We start from the raw sequence: 21,876 nt of genomic DNA on the forward strand, positions 1-21,876 counted from the left end.
TTCGGTTGATTAAGAACAGGTTGAAACAGGAATAATACGTACTCGAAAACGTGTCGCCAGGCTGCCGCTGGCGACGACGGTTTAATGCCTGGCAAACTCGAGAATTCTGTCCTCCTTCGTATACGGCACCACTTCGATGCCATCACCAGCCAGGCTTTCACAGGTCTCTTTAAAAGCCTCCAGTCTGATACCTGCAGGCTGAGTACGCTCCGGACCTTTTACCGGGAACAGAACGGGGCCGTTAAGCAGATGGCGCTTTCTCAACTGCTCCACCTTCAATTTCCAGCGTCCACCATGCTCAATGATCGCGGTGGAATCGGCCTGTCCGAGAAACAGCGGCTTAATAACTCTGAGGGCCCTGTCCTCTTCCTGTTCAACAAACGGGAAGGTGACGCCATAAAGCTGGTCCTCAATTCGCCGTCTGGTGAAACGGCTTGCAAGGTCACGCTGTTCGAGCAGTTTTTTGATGCCTTTTTCGAGAATGGTTTCCTGATACTCTTTGGTGACGAAATTTCTTTCGACGTAGTAGTTGTAGAGTTCCTGAAGGGTTTGTTCAGAGTTTTCAGCCAGAATTACTCGCTGCTCGCTGAATCGGAGAATGGTTTCTCGGGGGCGAATCAGTTCCTGAAACAGGCCCTTGTGGAAACCATACTCTCGGTTGTTGTCGCCGAACTCATCCTTATGGTCTTTGAGCATGACCTGCACTCTGCGCAGTTCTGCCTCGAGGTCGCCCATGGTTTTCAGAAAAACACCTCTGTCCAGCTCGTCAAAAAACTGCGTGATACGGGCATGTTTGCGACGAAGAAGTTTGAAACCGAGGTAGCGGGTCTTGGGCACCCATAGCAGAATCCCGACGTTGGCAAACTCGCCAGTCTCGATATAAGGCATGAATCGCACGATGGCGTATTGGCACCCTAGTCTGGTCATTTCCAGTTCCAAAAATCATCGTTGTTAAAGCGTTGGAGGTGTTTCAGCAAAGAGTTCAGATCGAGGCGCAATTTCATGGTCATTTCCTGATCCCTGTATAGCCACTCCCTCGGTATGCTTTCCACTATAGCTTTCCAATGACTCAGTGCGTGCTCCATGCGTGAAGTATAGTGTTCACGCTCGAACAAGTCATCTGCAATCCCTGAACCGAAATTCTTAAATGCGTGAAATTTAGAGAAGTCATCGGGGGAAAAGTCCGGGTCAAACGACTGGTTATGGTCAATTACTATTAAATTTCGGGTGTCGGGCTCCCAAAATAGGTTTGGGTTTCCGCCGTTCTCGGTCAGCATGCGATCAGCATTGGATATCCACCAGTCGAAAGCTAAAATGGCGTGTCTGAGTTTTTGGGGAACATCGGAAATCTGGGTATAGGCGAGCTCAGTTACCCTTTGTTCAAGCGATCCGAAGGCTGGACCAACACCAAGGTCGTGGGCATCCTGGTCCGACAGTATTTTTGCTAACTCATCAGGTACATCAACGATTCTAAAAGGCGCTACAGGTATGCTAAAGCCCCGGGCAAGGTTGCCAGCGACCCATTCCTTTATCTGACTATCTCTACCCGCCCCAAACCCTTTTACAAAGTAGATTTCGCCATCGTCGCCCCGGCAAATAAAGGGGCGTGTCATGCCATGCTCCGAACGACGAAGAACTTCGACTATCTCGACAATGGGCATTTCGGTAGGCGACACAGGCACTGCGATTCCTTTCTCTATTGCGAGCTTTTATTTGCTAACCCACTATAGGTGCATGGAATACGGTGTCAACTCGGCGAATTTATGTTGGAATCCAGATTGGTAAGTCATCAAGACACAAAATTTGGGTATAGGTTATCGGCTGTGCAATATTGCACTCATCGCGTTGTAATCAGATGTGTTTACGGAGTACACCATGGCCAGTGGCTGGGCAAAAGAAGGGGCAGTGCAGGAACAGATTGATAGCACCGTGGAAGACGCTCTGAAGCGGGCACGTGATCAGCTGCCAACTGGGGAGAGCCTGACCCGCTGTGAGGAGTGTGACGCGATTATTCCGGAGGCAAGGCGTCAAGCGTTACCGGGGGTGCGATTGTGTGTTGCGTGTCAGAGTGAACGTGATAAGCAACAGGCTGGTACGAGCGGCTATAACCGGCGGGGTAGTAAAGACAGTCAGTTGCGTTAAAGTCCATTGGAAGAGGTTTTTTTGATGTTCAGATTACTGATTGCCAACAAGAACTATTCATCCTGGTCATTGCGGCTCTGGGTTCTGATGCGTGAATTGGGGATTCCGTTTGAGGAAACCTTGACGCCGTTTTCTGACGAGACACTGGCGCGCCGGGGTCTGGCAGCATGATTACCGGGCATAAGCCACGGTAGGGCGGTCTAAGGAGGATGAATGACTTCAAACATTGTACTTATTACCGGTGGTAGCCGGGGTATCGGGGCGGCGACTGCAAGGCTGGCAGCGGCCCGAGGTTATTCCGTATGTCTGAGTTATCTGAATAACCGGACGGCTGCGGATGACGTGGTCAGGGAAATACAGTCGGCGGGGGGAAAGGCTTGGGCAATCCAGGCAGATGTGTCGGACGAAACTTCCGTGGTGCAGTTGTTTGAGGCTGTAGATGGTTGCGGGCAGTTGGCGGCGCTGGTGAACAATGCTGGCATACTGGAACGCCAGATGCGGGTGGATGAAATGGATGCCGCCCGGTTACAGCGTGTGTTGGCGGCGAACGTTATTGGCAGTTTCAGCTGCGCCCGCGAAGCGGTGAGACGCATGTCGACGCGCCATGGCGGAAGCGGTGGCGCTATTGTGAACCTGTCTTCTATGGCCGCAAGGCTTGGGGCGCCGGGTGAATACGTTGATTACGCTGCCGCCAAGGGAGCTATTGATGCCTTCACGATCGGGCTTGCCAAAGAAGTAGCCAGCGAGGGTATTCGCGTTAACGCAGTCCGGCCGGGGGCTATCCATACCGATATACACGCCAGTGGCGGCGAGCCCGACCGAATCGAAAGGGTAAAAGGGAGTGTGCCCCTGCAACGTGGCGGGCAGCCCGAGGAAGTGGCGGAAGCTATTCTCTGGTTACTTTCCGATGCCGCATCCTACACGACGGGCGCGCTACTGGATGTTTCCGGCGGACGTTGACTGGCTCTGCCTGCGAACTTTTTTGATAACAGTCAATGTCTGTCAAGCAAACGGGATAGACGCTATACCTGCTCGCGCTTGGCTGGCGTCAACCCAGCGGAATAGGTGAGATGATGAGCAACAGGCAGGAGAGACTCCGGGTGTTTTATGACGGTTTCTGCCCGAGCTGCGTCAAGGATCGCAGAGTCTATGAGCGGCTGGCGGGCAGTACCGGTAAAACTGTCGAATGGGTGGATATCACGGGACGGGACGACGAACTCAGATCGTTGGGTATCGAGCCGGAAAAGGCGTTGCAGGAGCTCCACGTTGAAGACGCCAGCGGCACCATTCACCGGGAACTTGATGCCTACATTCTGCTGATGTCCAGGGTAGGACTGCTCAGACCTCTGGCGTGGTTGATCGGCTTGCCGGTGATACGGCCTGCGTTGGCTCGCCTCTATCACCGCATGGTCAGTAAGCGGTTGGAAAAGACCGGACGTATGCCGAGATAACGATCCTGATTAAACCCCGATACATCTACTTCCAGCTCGATCCTACCGTTGGGACACTAGGCTGTGCCTGTGGAGCAACACGGCTGAAATGGGTTACGGGAACGTCATTGGGAATTTGAGTCCCGGTTTTGTAGGCTGGTGAGAGGAGGATGAAATTGCAGCACTCCGCCAACCCGATTGGGAGGCATTGTTATGAAAAGTTCAGCGATATTGAGTGGGGAAGTGGTCGATCATAAAATCGCCGCTGTATTTGAATCCAGCACAGAAGCTGAGAATATTGCATTGGCCCTGCGGGAAGGGACCAGTCTTGCCGCAGATCAGGTTATTATAGTCAGCCCGGAAAATCCCCGATCCGCGCGGGCGCTTGAGCCTGAAAGTCAGGGAATCTGGAGCACCTTGGTGCGTTCTCACATTGGTTTGGGTATGGCGGGTGCGATTGCCGGTTTTATCCTGTTTTCGACGCTCTACTCTGCAGATGTAGCATTTATCACGCAGAGTCTGGTGGTATCCGCCATTGTGCTCACTGCAATTGGTGGTGGGATCGGGCTTTTACTGGCAGGCATGGTCACACTCCGGCCGGACCATATGCCCTACCTGATGTTGGCTCAGTCGGCGCTTCGCAAGGGAAAATACGTTTTAACAGTGCACGCCTCATCCGCACAGCAACTGGATGAAGCCAAAAAAACCCTTAGAAACCGTCGGGTAAGCTCTGTGCGCAGTTTCTGACACGTCTACCCGCTTTGTGAAGTCTCCGAATAACGCTTGTTTTGTCTCTGCTTTCAGGCCAGCCACACGTTGTTCAGAGGCTTATGAGGCGCATATTTGGTGAGTCTGTCTCCCATGCGCGGCCTGAGAATGACCCTTTTATTCATCCAAGACCACTTCGAATCCGCCGTAAATCAGTCGTTTACCATCAAATGGCATAGGGTTGACGTCCATCTTCAGTCGTGGATCTTCCATAACCTTTGGCATGCCCCTGTCACGTGCTTCCTTTGAGGGCCAGAGAATCCAGGAAAATATGACCGTTTCATCCGGCTTGCATTTTACCGCCATGGGGAACGAGGTGAGCGTACCGTCGGGTACATCATCGCCCCAGCACTCCACCATTTTTAAGGCACCGTGATCTTTGAACACCGCCACGGCATCGCGGGCATGCTGAATGTATTTCTGTTTGTTAGCGGTGGGGACCGCTGCAACAAATCCGTCAACGTAGTTCATCTTCTTGCTCCCTGATTCAGTCTTTTGGGGGTAGTTCCCGGACAGGTCTGACTTCAATGGTGCCGAAGCGTGCGGGTGGAATTCGGCTGGCCAGTTGTAGTGCTTCGTTGAGATCATGGGCTTCCAGCAGGTAAAAGCCTGCGAGCTGTTCTTTGGTCTCCGCAAATGGGCCATCGGAGATCAGCACTTCGTCTCCCCTCAATCGTACCGTGGTCGCTGTGTCGATCGATTGGAGCGCTTGCCCCGCAACGTACTTGCCCTGATCGGTGAGTTTTTCAACGCCTGCAAGGCATTCCTGATTGAGAGCATGCCATTCCTGCTCGGTCATGCCATTGATGATGCTTTCCTGGTAATACACTAACGCTACATACTTCATCGTCATCTCCTGCTCGATTGCTAACAGTGAGTCGTGGAGAGGGAGGGGAATTCGACAGCGGTATCAGCGATTTTTTCCAGAGCACCCTAGTTCGGCCAGTCGGCGTGACAGAAAGCGCTTTTCTGGTCCTTGTTGGGTTAACGCGAGCGCTCGCTCGAAGGCAAACCGTGCAGCATCCATTTGCCCCGAGCGACGATAAAGATCGGCGCGGGCGGCATGAAAAAGATAGTAGTTCTGCATCGCTTTGTGGCCGCTGAGTTGTTCCAATAGCTTGAGGCCGTGCTCAGGTGTATCTCGCATGGCGATGGCTACCGCACGGTTCAGGGCAATCACCGGCGAGGGCGTTTGTTCAAATAGCGCGTCGTAGAGGCGGACGATGCGAACCCAATCGGTGTCTTCTGCCTGGCGGGCCTGCGCATGAACCGCCGCAATGGAGGCCTGAAGTGTGTAGGTGCCGGTGGGGGAATGTTGTAGCGCATCCATCAACCACTGGATGCCAGCATCAATCTGATCGCGGTCCCACAGGTTTCTATCCTGTTCTTCCAGAGTAATAAGATCACCATCGACATCTTGCCGGGCATGGCGCCGGGCATCGTGCAGCAACATTAGTGCAAGTAACCCGAACACTTCGCCTTCAGGCAGTAAAGCGGCCAGCACGTGGGCCAGCCGAATGGCTTCGCTGGCCAGACTGATGTTCATCACCGTGTTGCCCTCGCTGGCGGAATAACCTTCATTGAACATCAGGTAGACGACCTGGAGAACGCTTTGCAAGCGACCGGAAAGCTCTCTGTGCTCAGGTACTTCATAGGGAATATTGGCTTCCAGAATCTTACGCTTGGCCCTTACGATTCGCTGGGCAATCGTGGTTGATTTCTGTAGCAGGGCGTTCGCGACCTGTTCAGTGGTGAGGCCGCACATCTCCCTCAATGTCAGTGCAAGCTGTGCTTCCATCCCGAGCCCAGGATGGCAACAGGTGAAAATAAGCCGAAGCTGGTCATCGTCGATACTGCGTTCGTCGGGCGCAGGGGTTTCCTCACCTTCCTCCGGTAGCAGGTGTTGTAAATAGCTGCGGGCCGTCTGCTTCTTGCGTATCTGGTCGATGCCTCTGCGTTGGCCGGCTTTAATAAGCCATGCCGTCGGATTATCCGGAATGCCCTCGGCTGGCCACTGTCTGAGAGCGGCGGCAAAAGCCTCCTGAAGGGCTTCTTCGGCAAGATCGAAGCTGCCTAACAGCCGGATCAGGGTAGCGAGCACCCGTCGTGATTGTTGCTGGTAGATGACGTCGATCTGTGTGCTGATGACCGGGTTCGATGGCATGCTCCCTGCCTATGTCAATTCGATGAATTAACAGCATGGTGATAAATCCCATTACGTCAAGAATTGGCGACCAGTGATTCTGGGAGTGCGCGGTCAAGATGGTTTACAGAACGGGCTGATGAAATAACTTATGCCTTATGTAGCCTTAAGCTAAACTGCAAAGGCGCTCATATGAGCGGGGTCCGGAGTCTTCCGGAGATTGGGGTCGTAATGACAACGGAGTGCATCCCATGACTATGATGAGTGAATTCAAAGAATTTGCCGTTAGAGGCAATGTGGTGGATCTGGCAGTCGGCATCATCATCGGCGTAGCGTTCGGTAAGATTGTTTCTTCTTTTGTGGCCGATGTCTTGATGCCGCCCATCGGGCTGCTGATCGGCGGGGTCGACTTCAGCAATCTTTCAATTACATTGCAGGCGGCCAGTGAGGGGGCAGAGGCCGTAGCGTTGAGATACGGTGTGTTTCTGCAGGCGGTGTTCGATTTTGTGATTATTGCGTTTGCGGTGTTTATCGTTGTCCGCATGCTTAATAAGCTCAAGCGAAAAGAAGTGGAGGCCCCGGCGGCATCGGTGGCGCCTACGGTCGAGGAAAAACTGTTGGAAGAAATACGGGATTTGCTCAAACACAGAAATGTTTGAGCCTGGTTTTACCGTTATCCGAGTAATATGAAGCATCCGGGCGGAGCTATTCGCGCCCGGGTCACCTGTACTGAGTTATCCTGCATTGGAGCCCAGGTAGGTTTCCAGTTCCTCTCTGAAGGCGGCTTGTACCCCCAGCCGCTTCATCATCCAGTAGTGCCCTGCAATCATACGGTCAATGAAAATACTTTCCACGGGTGGTTTGAAGTAATCCAGATATTTGAAGACGGTGGTGGTTTTGGCAGCGACATGTTTATGGATATCGGATTCGGCAAAATTATAGGGTGTGTCACTATTGAAAGGTTTAACCAGAATGTCACGCCACATAGCGTAATAGGCTTCATCCACCGCTGGCTGGGATTCCACACGGGCGCCCAGGTCAATCAAATGACGGTCGAGCGCGGCGTAGTCTTCTGCCAAGGCAGAAACCAACGCCTTGCGGTAGGCTTCCACGATCTCGTGTTTGAGTTTTTTAACACACCCGAAATCGTAAAGGATGATGGTGCCGTCGGGACGGTAGGCGAAGTTACCAGCGTGAGGATCGCCGTGGATGCACTGAAACCGGAACAACTGGTCTGCCATCATGGTAAAGATGCGATGGCCGATGAGGTTGATGGTGGCCTGGCTGTATCTTTCAGGAGTGATGGCGCTGATGTGGTCGCCTTCGAGCAATTCCATAGTTAGCACCCGCCGTGCTGAATGGCTGACGATCACCCTGGGAATACGAATCCACTCGTCATTTTTGTGGAATTCCTGAAAAGCTTCCAGATTTCGGGCTTCATTTTCGTAATCCAGTTCTTCCTTCAGGCGCACGCGAATTTCTGCGAACAACTGGTCTACATGGTCCTTCGGCATTTTCAGCAAGCCACCCAGCCGGAGGGCCATGCGCAATTGTTTGAGGTCGGAATCACAGGAGTCGTCAACGCCGGGATACTGCACTTTGACGATGACATCCTCGCCACTGTGCATTCTGGCCCTGTGTACCTGGCCGATTGACGCTGCGGCGTAGGGCTCTTCCTGCAGATACTCGAACAACTCACCAAGGGGCCTGCCCAACTCTGCCTCCACCTGACCGACAATCACGTCAAAAGGCATGGGCGGCGCTTCTTTCTGTAGCTTCTGCAGTGCGTCAGAGAATTCCTGTGGCAGAAAATCCTGGGTTTGCGACGCTATCTGACCGACCTTCATCACAGCACCCTTGAGTTCCCCCAGAGTATCGACGAGTTGGCCCGCCATCCGGGAGTAGTGCTCGCTGCGGGCGGCTTCGTCCTGTTCCTGGCCAAACATACGGCGCGCCCGCTGGCCAGCGTATTGGCCCGCCACGGAGGCTGTCATGCCTGCAAGTTTGAAGAAACGCCCGCTACGGGATGTGACCGGTTTTTTTGCCATAGTGCTTGTACGTTTAAGAGTCAGGAAGCTATCACAACACTTCTGTGCCGATAAACAATACGTCCTCAAGCTGAAACTGAAGTTTCTGTCCGGAAACCAGCGGTCCGACGCCAGCCGGTGTGCCGGTCAGCACAACATCTCCCGGCAGCAGTGTAAAGGTCTGGCTGATATGAGCCAGCAGCGGCAGAACCGGATTCAGCATGTGTGAGGTGTCGCCAGTCTGCTGACGGCTACCGTTTATGTCCAGGCTGAAGCCCAGATGGCTGGCCTGTTTAAGGTGCTCCGCAGAAACAAACGGTGACATCGGGCAGGCGCCGTCAAAGCCCTTTGCTCTCTCCCAGGGTTGCCGCTGTTCTTTAAGCTGGCTTTGCAGGTCCCGGAGCGTGAGGTCCAGCGCCAGACCGTACCCCAGAATGGCCCGGTTTGCTTCATCCTCGGTGGCGTTGGTCAGGGGTGTACCGATCAATACCGCCAGCTCAGTTTCGAAATGGACCGTGCCCTGGTGTGCTGGCAAAGCCAGCGGGCGCGTCAGGTGCGCGGCGGCGGTTGCCGGTTTGATGAACAGTAACGGTCTGTCAGGAATGGGGTTGTTCAGTTCTTTGGCGTGCTCAGCGTAATTGCGGCCAACACAGACAATCTTGCCGAGTGGCAAGTGGATGGGGGTGCCGTCTTTCCAATGATGTTCGTAAGCCGCCATAAACCGTCCTCTCCTTTTGTAAATAGCTGTTGAGGATTAATCTCCCTCGAACGAGCAGACAGTATAAACCTTGAGGTTTTCCGCGCGCAGTTTTTCTGAGCCCCCCAAATCCGGCAAGTCAATCATCGCCGAAACTTCATAAATTTCTGCGCCGATCCTGCGGATCAAGCGTGCCGCTGCAAGCATGGTGCCGCCCGTGGCAATGAGGTCATCAACCAGCACCACGTTGTCGCCGGGTTTAAACGCATCCTTGTGCAGCTCTACAGATGCCGTGCCGTATTCCAGTTCATAGTCCTCGACCAGGGTGTCGAAGGGCAATTTGCCTTTTTTCCGGATCAGCACCAGGCTGGCATTGAGCTCATACGCCAGGGCGGAACCGATGATAAAGCCCCGGGCATCCACAGCGGCAACGGCATCAATCTGATGGCCGTGATACCGGTGGACAAACGCATCAATCAGTTTGCGAAACGCGGTGCGATCCTGCAACACCGTTGTGATGTCGCGAAACTGCACGCCAGGCTTGGGCCAGTCGGGCACAGTGCGAATGGCGTTTTTAATCGTTTCTGCGAAGTAGTCCATAGGTTTTGCAGCCTTTTATCCGTGATGTCTAGGCGACGTCCAGAAAAATAAATTTAAGAATAAAGATCACTGCAATCAGCACCACGCTTACATTGAGTTGGGACCAGCGCCCGCTAAGAGCCTTCAACAGCGCGTAGGTTATAAAACCCAGGGCAATACCATTGGCGATCGAGAACGTCAGCGGCATCATCAGGGCTGTGACGACGGCGGGGGCGGCATCGGTAACATCCTCCCAGTCGATCAGCTTCAGCCCGCTGGTCATCAGAACGGCTACGTATAATAGCGCCGGAGCCGTTGCGTAAGGAGGGATAATGCTGGCAATCGGGGATAGCAGCAGGCACGCCAGGAACAACAACGCCACCACAACCGCCGTCAGGCCGGTGCGGCCGCCCGCGGAAATGCCAGCTGTGGATTCTATATAACTCGTGGTCGTTGAAGTGCCCAATGCGGCACCTGACATGGTTGCCACCGAATCCGACATCAGAGCCCGGCCAAGACGAGGCAGTTTGCCGTCTTTATCCAGCAGTCCGCCGCGCTGGGCAGCGCCAATGAGAGTGCCAGAGGTGTCAAACAGGTCTACAAACAGGAAAGCAAAGATCACGCTGATCATGCCGACATTGAAAGCCCCGGCGATATCCAACTGCATGAAAGTGGGGGCCAGGCTCGGCGGCGCGGAGAAAAATCCTTTGTATTCAACTAGGCCCAAGGCCAGTGCGGCGAGAGTGACTGCAATTATGCCAATCATTACCGCCCCGGTAACACGCTTGAACGACAGCGCACACGTCAGCAGGAAACCCCCGAAGAACAGCAGGGCCTGAGGTGTTTTTACCTCCCCCAGCCCAACCAGCGTAGCTGGATGATCAACCACAATACCCGCATTCTTGAAAGCGATCAGGGCGAGAAAGAAACCGATACCGGCGGAGATGCCAAACCGAAGCGACAGCGGAATACTGTTGATAATCCATTCCCGCACTTTGAACAGACTTAATAAAAAGAATAATAAGCCCGATAGAAAGACTGCGCCGAGTGCGACCTGCCAGCTGTAACCCATACTGCCGACGACGGTAAACGAGAAAAACGCGTTCAGACCCATCCCCGGGGCAAGCGCAATCGGGTAATTGGCCCAGAGCCCCATGATCAGCGTGCCGATGACCGCCGCCAAGCAGGTGGCGACAAACACGGCGCCGAAATCCATACCCGTCGCCGACAGAATGCTGGGGTTGACCACAACGATGTATGCCATGGTCAGGAAGGTAGTCAGACCAGCGACTATTTCCTTGCGGACTGTCGTCTCATGGGCCTGTAATTTGAAAAGTCGTTCAAGCATGACGGGGTCTGCCTCGTTAAAAAACCGCAATAGTACCGGCTGGCGTTAGTCAGGCCAAGTTATGAAGCTTTGTTCAATTAATTATTACGAATGATGTGGATCTCGTTGCAGACGGATGTCGAACCGCACGGCGAGAAGGCGAACCACAACGATGAATATCAGGCCGATGCCCAGGGCAAGGGGTTCACTTACCTGTAGCCATTGGCACAAAAAGTACAACCAGCACCCGGCAAAGGAAATCGACGCGTACACCTGATCTTTACGGAATATGAAAGGTACCTCGTTACACAGGGTATCTCGCAGAGCGCCGCCAAAGGTGCCGGTCATAACGCCGAGCAGAGACGCAATAAACCAGGAGTGCCCCAGATCGAGTGCGAGCTGTGCGCCCAGAATACTGAACACGCCAAGCCCGATGGCGTCCGGCAGCACAATGCGGGATTCACGGATGCGGCCCATGGGATGCCAGTAGCTGAAAATGATGGCCATCACCAGAATGAAGATGGGTTGCTCCTGGTGTTTGATCCAGTATAGCGGGTGGTTGTCCATCATCAGATCACGGAGGGTACCGCCACCCAGAGCGGTGACAAAACCGATGGTGAAGACGCCTACCGGGTCCATATTCTGCCTGCGCGCAGCGATCATGCCGGAGATGGCAAAGGCGATAACGCCGATCATTTCAAGGCTATAGATGATGTCGAACAAGGGCTTCTCTCAATCGTACAGTTGGGGGGTCGGGATCAGCCGGGAACACAGGGGCAGGATAGCCCAAGTGCGAAGACGATTCATCTTTCCCTAAGCCTGTGGTCTTATTGGTCGCCGAGACTGTAATGCTCTGAAACCAACCCTTTAGAAATGCAGAACGAACCCAGGTTATTCGTCTGGTTTATAAAAAACCATTACAGCTGTTTATTTGATTCATCGCGGGTCTGGGGTTAGGTTGAACATCATCAGGCGTTAACAGTCTCAGAGTAACGCTACCTCAACCTCTGGAGTAACACCATGCGAGCAATTCTTTGCAAGGAATATGGCCCGGCCGACACGCTGGTTATTGAAGAGACCAAGAGCCCGGAAGCCAAAGGTAGTGGCGTCAAGGTCCGGGTACGTGCCGCTGGTCTGAATTTTCCGGATACCCTCATTATTGAAGGCAAGTACCAGATCAAGCCGAATATGCCATTTTCGCCAGGCGGCGAAATGTCCGGTGAAGTGCTGGCCGTGGGCGATAAAGTGACTCGTTTCAAGGCTGGCGACCGTGTAATGGGTTTAACCGGTTACGGTGCTTTCGCGGAAGAAGTGGTGGTGGCTGAAGCAAATCTGCTGCCGGTTCCTGAGAGCATGAATGATGAAGAGGCCGCCGCTTTCACCATGGTTTACGGCACCTCCTACCATGCTCTGAAACAACGGGCGAATATTCAGCCGGGTGAAACCTTGCTGGTCCTGGGTGCCAGTGGCGGTGTCGGCCTGGCCACTGTAGAGCTCGGCAAAGCTATGGGCGCACACGTTATTGCGGCCGCCAGCAGTGCCGACAAACTGGAAGTGGCAAAGCAGGCCGGGGCAGACGAAGTGATCAATTATGCTGAAGAGCCGCTCAAGGACACCATCAAGAAACTGACCAACAACCGTGGCGTGGATGTGGTCTATGACCCGGTCGGCGGAGAGTTTACCGAGCAGGCTCTGCGGGGTATGGCCTGGAACGGCCGTCACCTGATCGTTGGTTTTGCGGCCGGTGATATCCCGAAAATCCCGGCCAACCTGACGCTGCTCAAAGGCTGTGCTGTAGTAGGAGTGTTCTGGGGCGCCTTCACCCAGAAAGAGCCAGAAGTCAGTGCCCAGAATATGATGGATCTGTTCAAGCTCTACTCTGCGGGTAAGATCAAACCCCGGATCAGTGAAGTGTTTGCCTTTGAAGATTACGCCGGTGCTTTGAACGCGCTGACGGAACGTCGTGCCAAAGGCAAGATCGTGCTGAAAGTCGCTGACTGAAAGCGCACCCTTCGTTCATGACTTCATGGTTCGTCGCTCACTAGCTCAACCAACAACTGGTGACGGCGAACCTGGTCCCCCCTGGCGGTAAGTATGGTGCTAACCTGGCCGTCCCGGTCTGCCTTTACCGGGTGTTCCATTTTCATGGCTTCCAGTACCACCAAGGTGTCGCCCCGCTTCACTTCATCTCCTTCTGCTACCAGCACGTCGACAATGCCGCCGTCCATGCTCGCCAGCAGTCGGCCCGAGCTCGCTACGCTGGCTGCCGTTGGCGGTCGGTGGCTGATGTCATTGATGCAGAACGAGCCTCCGAACGCCTGTAAATACAGTTGATCGCCCAGGCGCTGGTACTGGCAGACCTGACGTACGCCGTTGTCCAGAAAGTCCATATGCGTGTCAGTCAGACTGAGCATGTCGATTGAGCGGGTCCCCTCTGTACAAGTAACCTCGACGCTTTGGCTACGCCGCTTCACCCTGATGGGTATGACGGTGCCGTCGATATCGAGAGTGATATCGAAAGCTAAGGGCACTGCCGACGATGCGCTGTTACTCCAGTGTGCATCCCTATGCTTACACGAGTGACCACCTGAACTACGACTTGAGCTCAGGATTGCTCCGGCCAGAGCCAACTCCAGCATGCTGGCTTTGGCAGGCAACATACTGGTATCCGCAGCGAATCCCTGTTCCAGAAAGGCGGTGGTGGCAGCGCCAGCACCAAAGGTGTGGTCGGCGATAATCCGACTGAGAAAATACCGGTTCGTGGTGATGCCAAAGATGACGGTGTTTTCCAGTGCTAGCAGCAGTCGTCTCCGGGCTTCGTCACGGTTGCGCCCATAGGCAATGACCTTGGCCAGCATGGGGTCGTAATAGGGCGTTACCGTGTCGCCACTGCGAACGCCGGTATCGACCCGGATGCCTTCGTTGATGGCTGGCTCAAACCTGTGCAGGGAGCCGGTCTGGGGCGTAAAACCGTTAGTCGGGTCTTCAGCGTAAAGCCTCACCTCAATGGCATGGCCGGTCAGGGTAATATCGTCCTGACCCAAGGGCAAAGGCTCGCCTGCCGCTACCGCCAACTGCCAGGCCACAAGATCCTGCCCCGTGACCAGTTCGGTGACGGGATGTTCCACCTGCAGACGAGTATTCATCTCGAGAAAGTAGAAGTTACGGTCCTGGTCCACCAGAAATTCAACGGTGCCGGCGCCTTCATACTGGCAAGTCAGAGCTGCCTTCACCGCTGCCTCACCCATGGCCTGTCGAAGCTCAGGAGTCATGAACGGCGAGGGAGCTTCTTCCACCACCTTCTGGTGACGGCGCTGAATGGAGCAATCCCGATCACCCAGATAAACCGCGTTGCCGTGCTGATCGGCGAACACCTGGATTTCAATGTGACGTGGCTCAATCACTGCCCGCTCAAGAATCAGTTCATCATCGCCAAAAGCGTTCCGGGCCTCGGATCGTGCACGCCGAATTTCGTCCTGCAGACTTTGCTGTTCATGCACCAGCCGCATGCCACGGCCCCCACCGCCAGCGGACGCTTTTATCATTAGTGGATAACCAATATCGCCTGCCGCAGCGACCAGCTCTTCATCGCTGGCGTTTTGGCCTTCGAAACCAGGAACGCAGGGGACGCCCGCCTGTTGCATAGCGATTTTGGAGCGTCGTTTACTGCCCATTAATTCAATAGCGTGTTCTGGCGGCCCGATAAAGACCAGACCGGCATTCCTGCAGGCAGCGGCAAAACTCGAGTTTTCCGACAGGAAGCCGTAACCCGGATGTATGGCATCGGCTCCCGTTTTGCGGGCGGCTTCCAATATTGCATCCACGTTCAGATAGGACTCTGAAGCTGGCGCCGGGCCAATCGCCACGGCTTCATCGGCCACGTCGACATGCAATGCATTGGCGTCGGCCTGGGAGTAAACCGCGACTGTGCGATAACCCAGCATACGTGCGGTGCGGATAATCCGGACAGCAATTTCACCCCGGTTGGCAATCAGGAGTTTGGTCAACATGTCAGTGTCCTTTGCCTGGAGCGAACGGTTCCGGGTTGTCAGTCTCAGCCCAGCGGGTGAGCCGTTTTTGCACGAAGGCCAGGGTGCCTTCCGCGCCCTCATCACTGCGGATTGCCTGGGCAAATTGTTTGGCGGCATCATCCAGCAGTGTGCCCATCGGTTCGTGACCGACCCTATGCAACAGGGCTTTGGTAGCGGCAGTGGCGTTCGGAGCACAACGCTGGAGATGACCAATAGCAGCCTGTAGTGCTTCGGTAAGGCTGTCCTCGCTGTCGCAGAACTGATGCACCAGTCCCAATTGGCACGCTTGCGCACCATCGAATCGGAGACCCAGCAATGCCAGCCGTCGGGTCTGGGTCAGGCCGATGCGCTCAACTACGAAGGGCGCTATCTGGGCTGGTATAACGCCCAGGCTGGTTTCCGGCAGACTGAAACGGACTGTTGGCCCGGCTATCGCCACGTCGGAGACACAGGCAAGGCCGAAACCGCCCCCCATCACCGAGCCCTCTAAAATGACGATAACCACTTTTGAGGATTGGTTTACCTGCTGGATCATTTCACCAAAGGCCCGATTGAGTCGGTAAAGCGGATCAGGTTCGCCTTCGATGGGTTGCTGGCTGCGAGCGCTGGCCATGTCATTGATATCGCCACCGGCGCAGAAATGTCCGCCTGTGCCGCGCAGCACTACTGCGCGAATGCCCGGGTCCTGTTCGATCTGGCTGAACACTGCCGAGAGCTCAGCGACCATGGCCAGGCTCATGGCATTGCGGGCCTCGGGTCGGTTCAGTGTAACGTGGAGCACCCGGTTGTTCAGGTCGAGAACCAGAGTGTCGCTTTGGGAAAAGTCCGTCATGGTGGCCTCGTTTATTCTTTGCGCTTGCCGGGCAGGGTGCCCATCAGCTTGCAGATGATGCCCAACATGATTTCATCGGCGCCGCCGCCGATGGAGACCAGCCGGACATCCCGGAAGGCTCGTGACAGCTGGTTTTCCCACATGTAACCCATACCACCCCAGTATTGCAGACAGCTGTCGGTCACCTCGCGCCCCAGGCGCCCGGCCTTGAGCTTGGCCATGGAGGCCAGTTTGGTGACATCCTTGCCCTGAACGTGGAGTTCGCAAGCCTGGTAGGTAAGCGCGCGCAGGGCTTCCACTTCGGTCTGCAGCTCGGCGAGGCGGAAATGAATAACCTGGTTGTTGATCAGGGGCGTCCCGAAGGTTTTGCGCTCGCGACAGTATTCAATAGTCTTCTCAATGCACATTTCCAGCGCCTTGATGACGTTTGCGGCTCCCCAGAGTCGCTCTTCCTGGAACTGCACCATTTGCATCATGAAGCCGGTTCCTTCTGCGCCAATGCGGTTGCGTTGGGGCACCCGTACATCGTCAAAGAATACCTGTGCGGTTTCGGAGGAGCGCATGCCGAGTTTGTTCAGATGTTTGGAAAAGGTGATGCCGGGGGTGTTCATAGGTACGACGATGAGGGATTTATTGGAGTGGGCTTTACCTCCGGAAGTGTTGGCCAGAAGACATATGAAGTCGGCCTTCGGGGAGTTGGTGATCCACATCTTTGAGCCATTAATAATGTAATCATCACCCTCTTTTTTAGCATTGGTGGTCAGCCCGGCGACATCGGAACCTGCGCCGACCTCGCTCACACCGATGCAGCCGATCTTGTCACCGCTGATGGCTGGCGCCAGAAATTCCCGCTTGAGTTGGTCGGAGCCGAAACGTGCGATAGCTGGCGTACACATATCGGTCTGTACGCCAATCGCCAGCGGGACACCGCCGCACTGGGCTGTGCCCAGTTCTTCTGCAGCCACCAGGTTGTAGCTGTAATCGAGGCCCATACCGCCATACTCCTCGGGTTTCTGGATACCGAGGATTCCGAGATTGCCGAGTTTTTTGAAAAGCTCCCGGGCCGGAAATTCGCCAGCTTCTTCCCATTCGTCACAGTGGGGATTAATTTCTTTTTCAACGAAATCGCGAACGGTCTTTCTCAGGGCTTCGTGTTCTTCGGTAAAAATCATTCTTGTTACTCCCGATAAAAGGATTTGTGACTTTTTCTAGCTTGGGCGGCAGCGCTGGTGACCCTCTTTCAGAAACACGCCCGTGAATACTTCCCTGTAGGGCTCGGGTGCGGCCATCCATGGCCACACACGGTTTCTGAAAGAGGGTCACCAACGCTGCCAATGTCTGGATATTCGGTTACCGTCTCTTGAATCTCTTCGTTGTATCTCTTTTAAGCGCTAACTCGTGGTCCATGAGAGCAGGGGTGGGAGGCCTTTCTAAAACCGTAGAGCGCCATGGATGGCGCGACCGAGCCCTACAGGGACGTACTTGCGCGGCGTGTTTTAGAAAGGCCTCCCATCCCGGCTCAGACTCTCCCAATCCAGCCAATTAAAAACGCGCCACCCCAAAAGAATTAGGCCTCAGAACACGAATCTCGGACTCCTGGCAAACCGACAACACTAACGCCAAAACCCGCCGTGTATCGCGGGGATCAATCAGGCCGTCGTCCCACAAGCGGGCGGTGCCGAACAGTGCGGTAGAACCTTCTTCCAGTTTCTTCGCTGTCGCCTGCTCCAGAAAATCCAGCGTTTTGGGATCAGGCTCCATGCCTCCGCGCCGCTGCTTGTCCTCGGCGACAATGCGCATCACCTTGCCCGCTTGGGCGGGGCCCATTACGGCGGTGCGACTGTTTGGCCAGGCAAATATGAAGCGCGGGTCGAGGCCCCGGCCGCACATGGCGTAGTTACCGGCGCCATAAGAGCCACCAATGACAATCGCAATCTTTGGCACCCGGCAATTGGCGACTGCCTGCAGCATCTTGGAGCCGTGTTTGATAATGCCGTTCTGCTCCGAATGGGTACCGACCATGAACCCAGTCGTATTGTGGAGAAAAAGTAGCGGCGTTCCCGCCTGGTCGCAGAGTTGTATGAACTGGGCCGCTTTGGTCGCGCCTGCTGTGGTTATCGGGCCGTTGTTGCCGATGATGCCGACGGCGTATCCTTCAATGCGGATGGTGCCGCAGACGGTCTGGTTGTCGTAGCCGGACTTGAAATCCATAAAGCCGGAACCATCGGCAATGCGCGCCAATATTTCCCGGACGTCATAGGGTTTTTTGGGGTCAGAGGGAATCACGCCCAGCAGTTCTTCCGCCTCGTAAATCGGCGGCTGCCATTCGAGCTCCCGCAGCGGAGGTAACTGTTCGTTCCAGGGCAGGGCGTCGAGTATGTTGCGGGCGTGACGGATGCCGTCGCTATCGTTTTCTGCCAGGTATTCTGCGGTGCCAGCAATTTCAGCATGCATCTGGGCGCCACCCAATTCCTCATCGGTAGCGACTTCCCCGGTGGCGGCCTTTAGCAGTGGCGGGCCAGCCAGGAACATTTTTGCTTTTTCCCGAACTACCACAACGTAATCAGACAACCCGGGCTGGTAGGCGCCGCCAGCGGTGGCGTTGCCGTGTACCACTGTGATCTGGGGAATGCCAGCCGCTGACATGCGGGCCTGGTTGGCAAAGCCGCGGGCGCCAAGAACAAAGATGTCAGTGGCGTAGTTAAGGTTAGCGCCGCCGCTCTCCGAGAGCGACACCACCGGGAGTTTATTTTCCCGGGCAATGGCTTGCAGCCTTAAGGTCTTATCCAGTCCAGCCGGGGTGATGGTGCCACCTTTGATGGCGCTGTTGCTGGCGACGACCATGCAACGAATGCCGCTAACGTACCCGATGCCCGCAATGATTCCACCCCCGGCCATACTGCCGTCTTTATCGTCGTGCATTTTGTAGCCAGCGAAAGAGCAGAGTTCCAGAAAAGGCGCGCCTCGGTCGAGCAGATGATTCAGCCGCTCCCTGGGCAAAAGCTTGCCTTTCTGGATGAATTTGTCGCGGGCGGCTTCGGCCAGGTCGAGCACCTTTTGCTCGACTTCGCGAAAAGTGTCGATGTGAGCCTGCATGGCGTCGACGTTGGCTCGGAACTCATCCGATTGCGGGTTAAGTGTGCTCTCAAGTGGCTGCATGGAGGGGTTCCTTACTCATCGCCCAGGACTTTCGGGTCACTACTGCGGTGGAAGCCATTGAAGGGCTGGTTGTTCTTGGCTGCGGGAAACGGCCACACGCGGCCGCCCTGGGATGCGGCGCCATCAATGCGCAAGGTGTCACCGCTTATGAACGCCGCGCCGGGGCTGAGCAGGAAACAGATAGCAGCACTTACCTCCGCTTCGGTGCCCATGCGTTTGACGGGGACCGCATCCTTGAGGCCACGAATCCAGGGCTTCATGGATTCCGGATAGCTGTCCATACCACTGGAGGCAATCCAACCCGGGGCGACCGCGTTGACACGAACGCCGCAGGCTGCCCATTCCACCGCAGCGGTCTGGGTAAAATTCACCATGCCTGCGCGGGCAGCTCCTGAGTGGCCCATGCCGGGCATGCCGCCCCACATGTCGGCGACGATGTTGACGATTGCCCCGCCGGTTTTTGAAAGTGCCTGGTTGTAGGCCTCGCGTGCCATCAGGAAGCCGCCGGTAAGGTTGGTGCGCACAACGGTTTCCCAGCCCTTCTGGTTTATCGAGGCCAGCGGACCGGGGAACTGGCCTCCGGCATTGTTGACCAGACCATTGAGGCCTCCGTGTTCAGTGATGATGGCATGAACGGTTGCTTTGACAGCGTCTTCTTCGCGGATATCACAGGCGTGGGCGGACGCGATGCCGCCATCTTCTAGAATTTCCGCTTTGACGGTTTCCAGCTTTTCCGCCTTGCGCCCGACCAGTGCAACTCTTGCTCCAAGCGCTGCCAGTTCATGGGCATTGCAGCGCCCGATACCAGAGCCGCCACCGGTGACAATAATGGTCTGGCCTTTGAACAGGTCGGGGCGAAGGATGGATTGATAGCTCATGACGGGGTTCCTTTATTCAGTATCGCCTGTGCAATGGGCACCGGCATTTCGAGAAGTTGTTGGGCAAAGGCTTTGCCCTGGGGGTCGATACGCAGACTCGCCACGCCACCACCGCCGAGGCTGTGCTCCAGCAAAAAGTTGAAGGCGCCCAGGCCCGGCATTTCCCAGCGGGTGACCCGGCCGGTTTCCGGATTCAGGGCGTGCTTCATCCAATCCGCTACGGCGGTTTCGGTGAGGGCGGCTCTGATGAACGGCAGGTATTCCGGTTTGCGGGCAATGACACCAATATTGCTGTGGTCACCTTTGTCGCCACTGCGGGCCCAGGCCAGTTCAACCAGGGGTACGAGGACATCGGGCTCCGGTAAGTCGGTGTCGGACGGCGCAGGTTTTGCTGGAGCTCTGCAAGACGTTGCTACAGCTGGGGTTTCGGGCAATTCAATGCCACGCTCTTGGCCCCCGCAGGTAATTCTGATCTGTACGTCGTTTTTTGGTATCAGGCAGGAATAAAGCCTGATCTTCGGCCATACCGTGGGGCGTCCACCTACAATTCCAGTGATGCCAGGTGCCATGCCGGTGGCGGCCTGGGCGATTTCACGGGAGAACAAAACCAGGGCCTTTTTGTCAGGGTGGGCCACGCTGATCTTTACAACCACTTCCCGGCATTGACTGGCCCGGGCGTGGTCGCCGTAGGTTGCTTCCGCTCCCAACAGTTCAATACTGGTTTCGGAATAGGGCTCGAAGCCCCGTTCCAGGAATAGTGCAGAGGTCTTTTCCAGAATGGCACCGGCTACCCGGTGGGCTTTGGCTTTGGCATCGATACCCGCCAAAAGAAAGGTCACCGTGCATTTATGGCCATCGGGCCAGGTGCCAGAGGCTTTGTAAGTTTCCGTGGGCGCAACCCCTCGAGCCCCGGAGACGGCTACCCGGTCAGTTCCTGCCTGTTGAAGGGTGACCTGAGTAAAATCACAGGTGACGTCTGGCAGCAGGTAAGCGCCCGGGTCACCGATCTCATAAACCAACTGCTCTGCTACAGTGCCATAAATCACCTGCCCGCCAGTCTGCTCCGGTTTGGTAATGATAAAATCCCCATTGGCCTCGACTTCCACGATTGGGAAGCCCATATCCGCGTAGCCATCGGCGATGTCTTGCCAGTCAGTAAAATTGCCGCCCGTCGCCTGGGCGCCGCATTCCACCAGATGGCCCGCCAGGCTGCCCTGGGCGAGTTTGTCGAAATCATCCCAGCGCCAGCCGAATTCGTGTACCAGCGGTGCCAGCACCAGGGCGCTGTCTGCGACCCGGCCGGTAATCACGATGTCTGCACCATCCTCCAGCGCGGCCACCAGCCCGGGGGCTCCGAGGTAGGCGTTCAGGCTTAACATCATGCCGGGCATGGGCGCGCCGGTGCTCGTCTCGGTGATCCCGGCGGCGGTCAGATGTTTCTTTTTAGGCAGCAGGTCATCCCCTAGCACCAGGGCAATCTTCAGGTCTGTTCCTGCTTCATCGCAAAGCGCCTGGAGGGCGTCGCGACAGGCCACCGGGTTAACACCGCCAGCGTTGCTGAGTACCTTGATGCCTTGCTTCTCGATCTCGCCCAATAACGGTCCCATCGCGGTCTGGACAAAATCCCGGGCGTAGCCGGCGGTCGGGTCTTTCATTCTCTGGCCCGCCATGATCGACATGGTGATTTCCGCCAGATAGTCCGACACCAGGTAGTCGAGCCGGCCTTTGCTCACGAGTTGTTGAGCGGCGGTTTCAGTGTCACCCCAGAAGGCGGAGGAACAGCCGATGCGAATGGTTTTGCCGGAATGGCCTTGAGCAGGCATAAGGGTTCCCTGGACAGTTCTGAAACAGTTGAATTGACAA

23 protein-coding genes are annotated in these 21,876 nt (G+C 55.6%); 7 read left to right on the forward strand and 16 right to left on the reverse strand.

The window, feature by feature from the left end; translation table 11 throughout:
* Positions 1-81 precede the first annotated feature (81 nt).
* Together WEB64_RS01955 and WEB64_RS01960 are read right to left on the reverse strand one after the other, a co-directional pair.
* Positions 82-927: a DUF3037 domain-containing protein gene (locus tag WEB64_RS01955; protein ID WP_368062057.1), complete on the reverse strand. Its 846-nt coding sequence runs from the start codon at positions 925-927 to the stop codon at positions 82-84.
* Complete coding sequence (locus tag WEB64_RS01960; protein WP_368062056.1) at positions 924-1,676, reverse strand: HipA family kinase; 753 nt, start codon at positions 1,674-1,676, stop codon at positions 924-926. The genes WEB64_RS01955 and WEB64_RS01960 overlap by 4 nt, the downstream gene beginning before the upstream one ends.
* A 199-nt stretch (positions 1,677-1,875) precedes the next feature.
* Here WEB64_RS01960 and WEB64_RS01965 point away from each other — a divergent pair, with 199 nt between their 5' ends.
* The 5 genes from WEB64_RS01965 to WEB64_RS01985 all read left to right on the forward strand — a co-directional run bounded on the left by WEB64_RS01965 (position 1,876) and on the right by WEB64_RS01985 (position 4,319).
* Positions 1,876-2,142 carry a DksA/TraR family C4-type zinc finger protein gene (locus WEB64_RS01965; RefSeq protein ID WP_368062055.1) on the forward strand — a complete coding sequence of 89 codons (267 nt, stop codon included), beginning with the start codon at positions 1,876-1,878 and terminating at the stop codon, positions 2,140-2,142.
* 24 nt (positions 2,143-2,166) lie between these two features.
* Entirely contained in the window at positions 2,167-2,313 is a 147-nt protein-coding gene (locus tag WEB64_RS01970; protein ID WP_368062054.1) for a hypothetical protein, read from the forward strand.
* Positions 2,314-2,355: 42 nt separating this feature from the next.
* Positions 2,356-3,102 carry an SDR family oxidoreductase gene (locus WEB64_RS01975; protein WP_368062053.1) on the forward strand — a complete coding sequence of 249 codons (747 nt, stop codon included), beginning with the start codon at positions 2,356-2,358 and terminating at the stop codon, positions 3,100-3,102.
* A 113-nt stretch (positions 3,103-3,215) separates the two neighbouring features.
* Positions 3,216-3,593, forward strand: a complete 378-nt coding sequence (locus WEB64_RS01980; RefSeq protein WP_368065510.1) for a thiol-disulfide oxidoreductase DCC family protein — start codon at positions 3,216-3,218, stop codon at positions 3,591-3,593.
* 192 nt (positions 3,594-3,785) lie between these two features.
* Complete coding sequence (locus WEB64_RS01985; protein ID WP_368062051.1) at positions 3,786-4,319, forward strand: hypothetical protein; 534 nt, start codon at positions 3,786-3,788, stop codon at positions 4,317-4,319.
* A 138-nt stretch (positions 4,320-4,457) separates the two neighbouring features.
* Here WEB64_RS01985 and WEB64_RS01990 read toward each other — a convergent pair whose 3' ends face one another.
* From WEB64_RS01990 to WEB64_RS02000, 3 genes are all read right to left on the reverse strand, one after another.
* A complete protein-coding gene (locus WEB64_RS01990; protein WP_368062050.1) occupies positions 4,458-4,811 on the reverse strand; it encodes a DUF1428 domain-containing protein in 354 nt (117 codons plus the stop codon).
* A 16-nt stretch (positions 4,812-4,827) separates the two neighbouring features.
* The gene (locus tag WEB64_RS01995; RefSeq protein ID WP_368062049.1) at positions 4,828-5,187 is read right to left on the reverse strand and encodes a YciI family protein; all 360 of its coding nucleotides are present in this window, start codon (positions 5,185-5,187) and stop codon (positions 4,828-4,830) included.
* Positions 5,188-5,250: 63 nt separating this feature from the next.
* Positions 5,251-6,504, reverse strand: a complete 1,254-nt coding sequence (locus WEB64_RS02000) for an RNA polymerase sigma factor (protein ID WP_368062048.1) — start codon at positions 6,502-6,504, stop codon at positions 5,251-5,253.
* A gap of 230 nt (positions 6,505-6,734) precedes the next feature.
* Here WEB64_RS02000 and mscL point away from each other — a divergent pair, with 230 nt between their 5' ends.
* Positions 6,735-7,142 (forward strand): large-conductance mechanosensitive channel protein MscL, encoded by a 408-nt coding sequence (gene mscL, locus WEB64_RS02005; RefSeq protein ID WP_368062047.1) that lies wholly within the window; start codon positions 6,735-6,737, stop codon positions 7,140-7,142.
* A 75-nt stretch (positions 7,143-7,217) separates the two neighbouring features.
* Here the strand turns inward: mscL and WEB64_RS02010 are convergent, their stop codons facing one another.
* The 5 genes from WEB64_RS02010 to WEB64_RS02030 form a co-directional block, all read right to left on the reverse strand.
* On the reverse strand, positions 7,218-8,531 hold the full coding sequence (locus WEB64_RS02010; protein ID WP_368062046.1) for an ABC1 kinase family protein: 1,314 nt from the start codon (positions 8,529-8,531) through the stop codon (positions 7,218-7,220).
* Positions 8,532-8,562: 31 nt separating this feature from the next.
* Positions 8,563-9,228, reverse strand: coding sequence for a fumarylacetoacetate hydrolase family protein (locus tag WEB64_RS02015; protein ID WP_368062045.1), 666 nt, complete (start codon positions 9,226-9,228; stop codon positions 8,563-8,565).
* 36 nt (positions 9,229-9,264) lie between these two features.
* Positions 9,265-9,807: an adenine phosphoribosyltransferase gene (locus tag WEB64_RS02020; protein WP_368062044.1), complete on the reverse strand. Its 543-nt coding sequence runs from the start codon at positions 9,805-9,807 to the stop codon at positions 9,265-9,267.
* A 28-nt stretch (positions 9,808-9,835) separates the two neighbouring features.
* Positions 9,836-11,134 carry an NCS2 family permease gene (locus WEB64_RS02025; protein WP_368062043.1) on the reverse strand — a complete coding sequence of 433 codons (1,299 nt, stop codon included), beginning with the start codon at positions 11,132-11,134 and terminating at the stop codon, positions 9,836-9,838.
* Positions 11,135-11,218: 84 nt separating this feature from the next.
* Positions 11,219-11,836 carry a trimeric intracellular cation channel family protein gene (locus WEB64_RS02030; RefSeq protein WP_368062042.1) on the reverse strand — a complete coding sequence of 206 codons (618 nt, stop codon included), beginning with the start codon at positions 11,834-11,836 and terminating at the stop codon, positions 11,219-11,221.
* Positions 11,837-12,133: 297 nt separating this feature from the next.
* Between WEB64_RS02030 and WEB64_RS02035 the strand changes: the two genes are divergently transcribed.
* Positions 12,134-13,114, forward strand: a complete 981-nt coding sequence (locus WEB64_RS02035) for an NADPH:quinone oxidoreductase family protein (RefSeq protein ID WP_368062041.1) — start codon at positions 12,134-12,136, stop codon at positions 13,112-13,114.
* 23 nt (positions 13,115-13,137) lie between these two features.
* Here the strand turns inward: WEB64_RS02035 and WEB64_RS02040 are convergent, their stop codons facing one another.
* The 6 genes from WEB64_RS02040 to WEB64_RS02065 form a co-directional block, all read right to left on the reverse strand.
* Entirely contained in the window at positions 13,138-15,123 is a 1,986-nt protein-coding gene (locus WEB64_RS02040; protein WP_368062040.1) for an acetyl-CoA carboxylase biotin carboxylase subunit, read from the reverse strand.
* A gap of 1 nt (position 15,124) precedes the next feature.
* Positions 15,125-15,976, reverse strand: coding sequence for an enoyl-CoA hydratase/isomerase family protein (locus WEB64_RS02045; RefSeq protein WP_368062039.1), 852 nt, complete (start codon positions 15,974-15,976; stop codon positions 15,125-15,127).
* An 11-nt stretch (positions 15,977-15,987) separates the two neighbouring features.
* Positions 15,988-17,148, reverse strand: coding sequence for an acyl-CoA dehydrogenase family protein (locus WEB64_RS02050; RefSeq protein WP_368062038.1), 1,161 nt, complete (start codon positions 17,146-17,148; stop codon positions 15,988-15,990).
* A gap of 370 nt (positions 17,149-17,518) precedes the next feature.
* Positions 17,519-19,135, reverse strand: a complete 1,617-nt coding sequence (locus WEB64_RS02055; protein WP_368062037.1) for an acyl-CoA carboxylase subunit beta — start codon at positions 19,133-19,135, stop codon at positions 17,519-17,521.
* Between the two features lie 11 nt (positions 19,136-19,146).
* The gene (locus WEB64_RS02060) at positions 19,147-20,013 is read right to left on the reverse strand and encodes an SDR family oxidoreductase (RefSeq protein WP_368062036.1); all 867 of its coding nucleotides are present in this window, start codon (positions 20,011-20,013) and stop codon (positions 19,147-19,149) included.
* Complete coding sequence (locus WEB64_RS02065; RefSeq protein WP_368062035.1) at positions 20,010-21,836, reverse strand: acyclic terpene utilization AtuA family protein; 1,827 nt, start codon at positions 21,834-21,836, stop codon at positions 20,010-20,012. The genes WEB64_RS02060 and WEB64_RS02065 overlap by 4 nt, the downstream gene beginning before the upstream one ends.
* Positions 21,837-21,876 lie beyond the last annotated feature (40 nt).

The sequence above is a fragment of the Marinobacter sp. genome, from assembly GCF_040882185.1.
Classification (GTDB): domain Bacteria; phylum Pseudomonadota; class Gammaproteobacteria; order Pseudomonadales; family Oleiphilaceae; genus Marinobacter.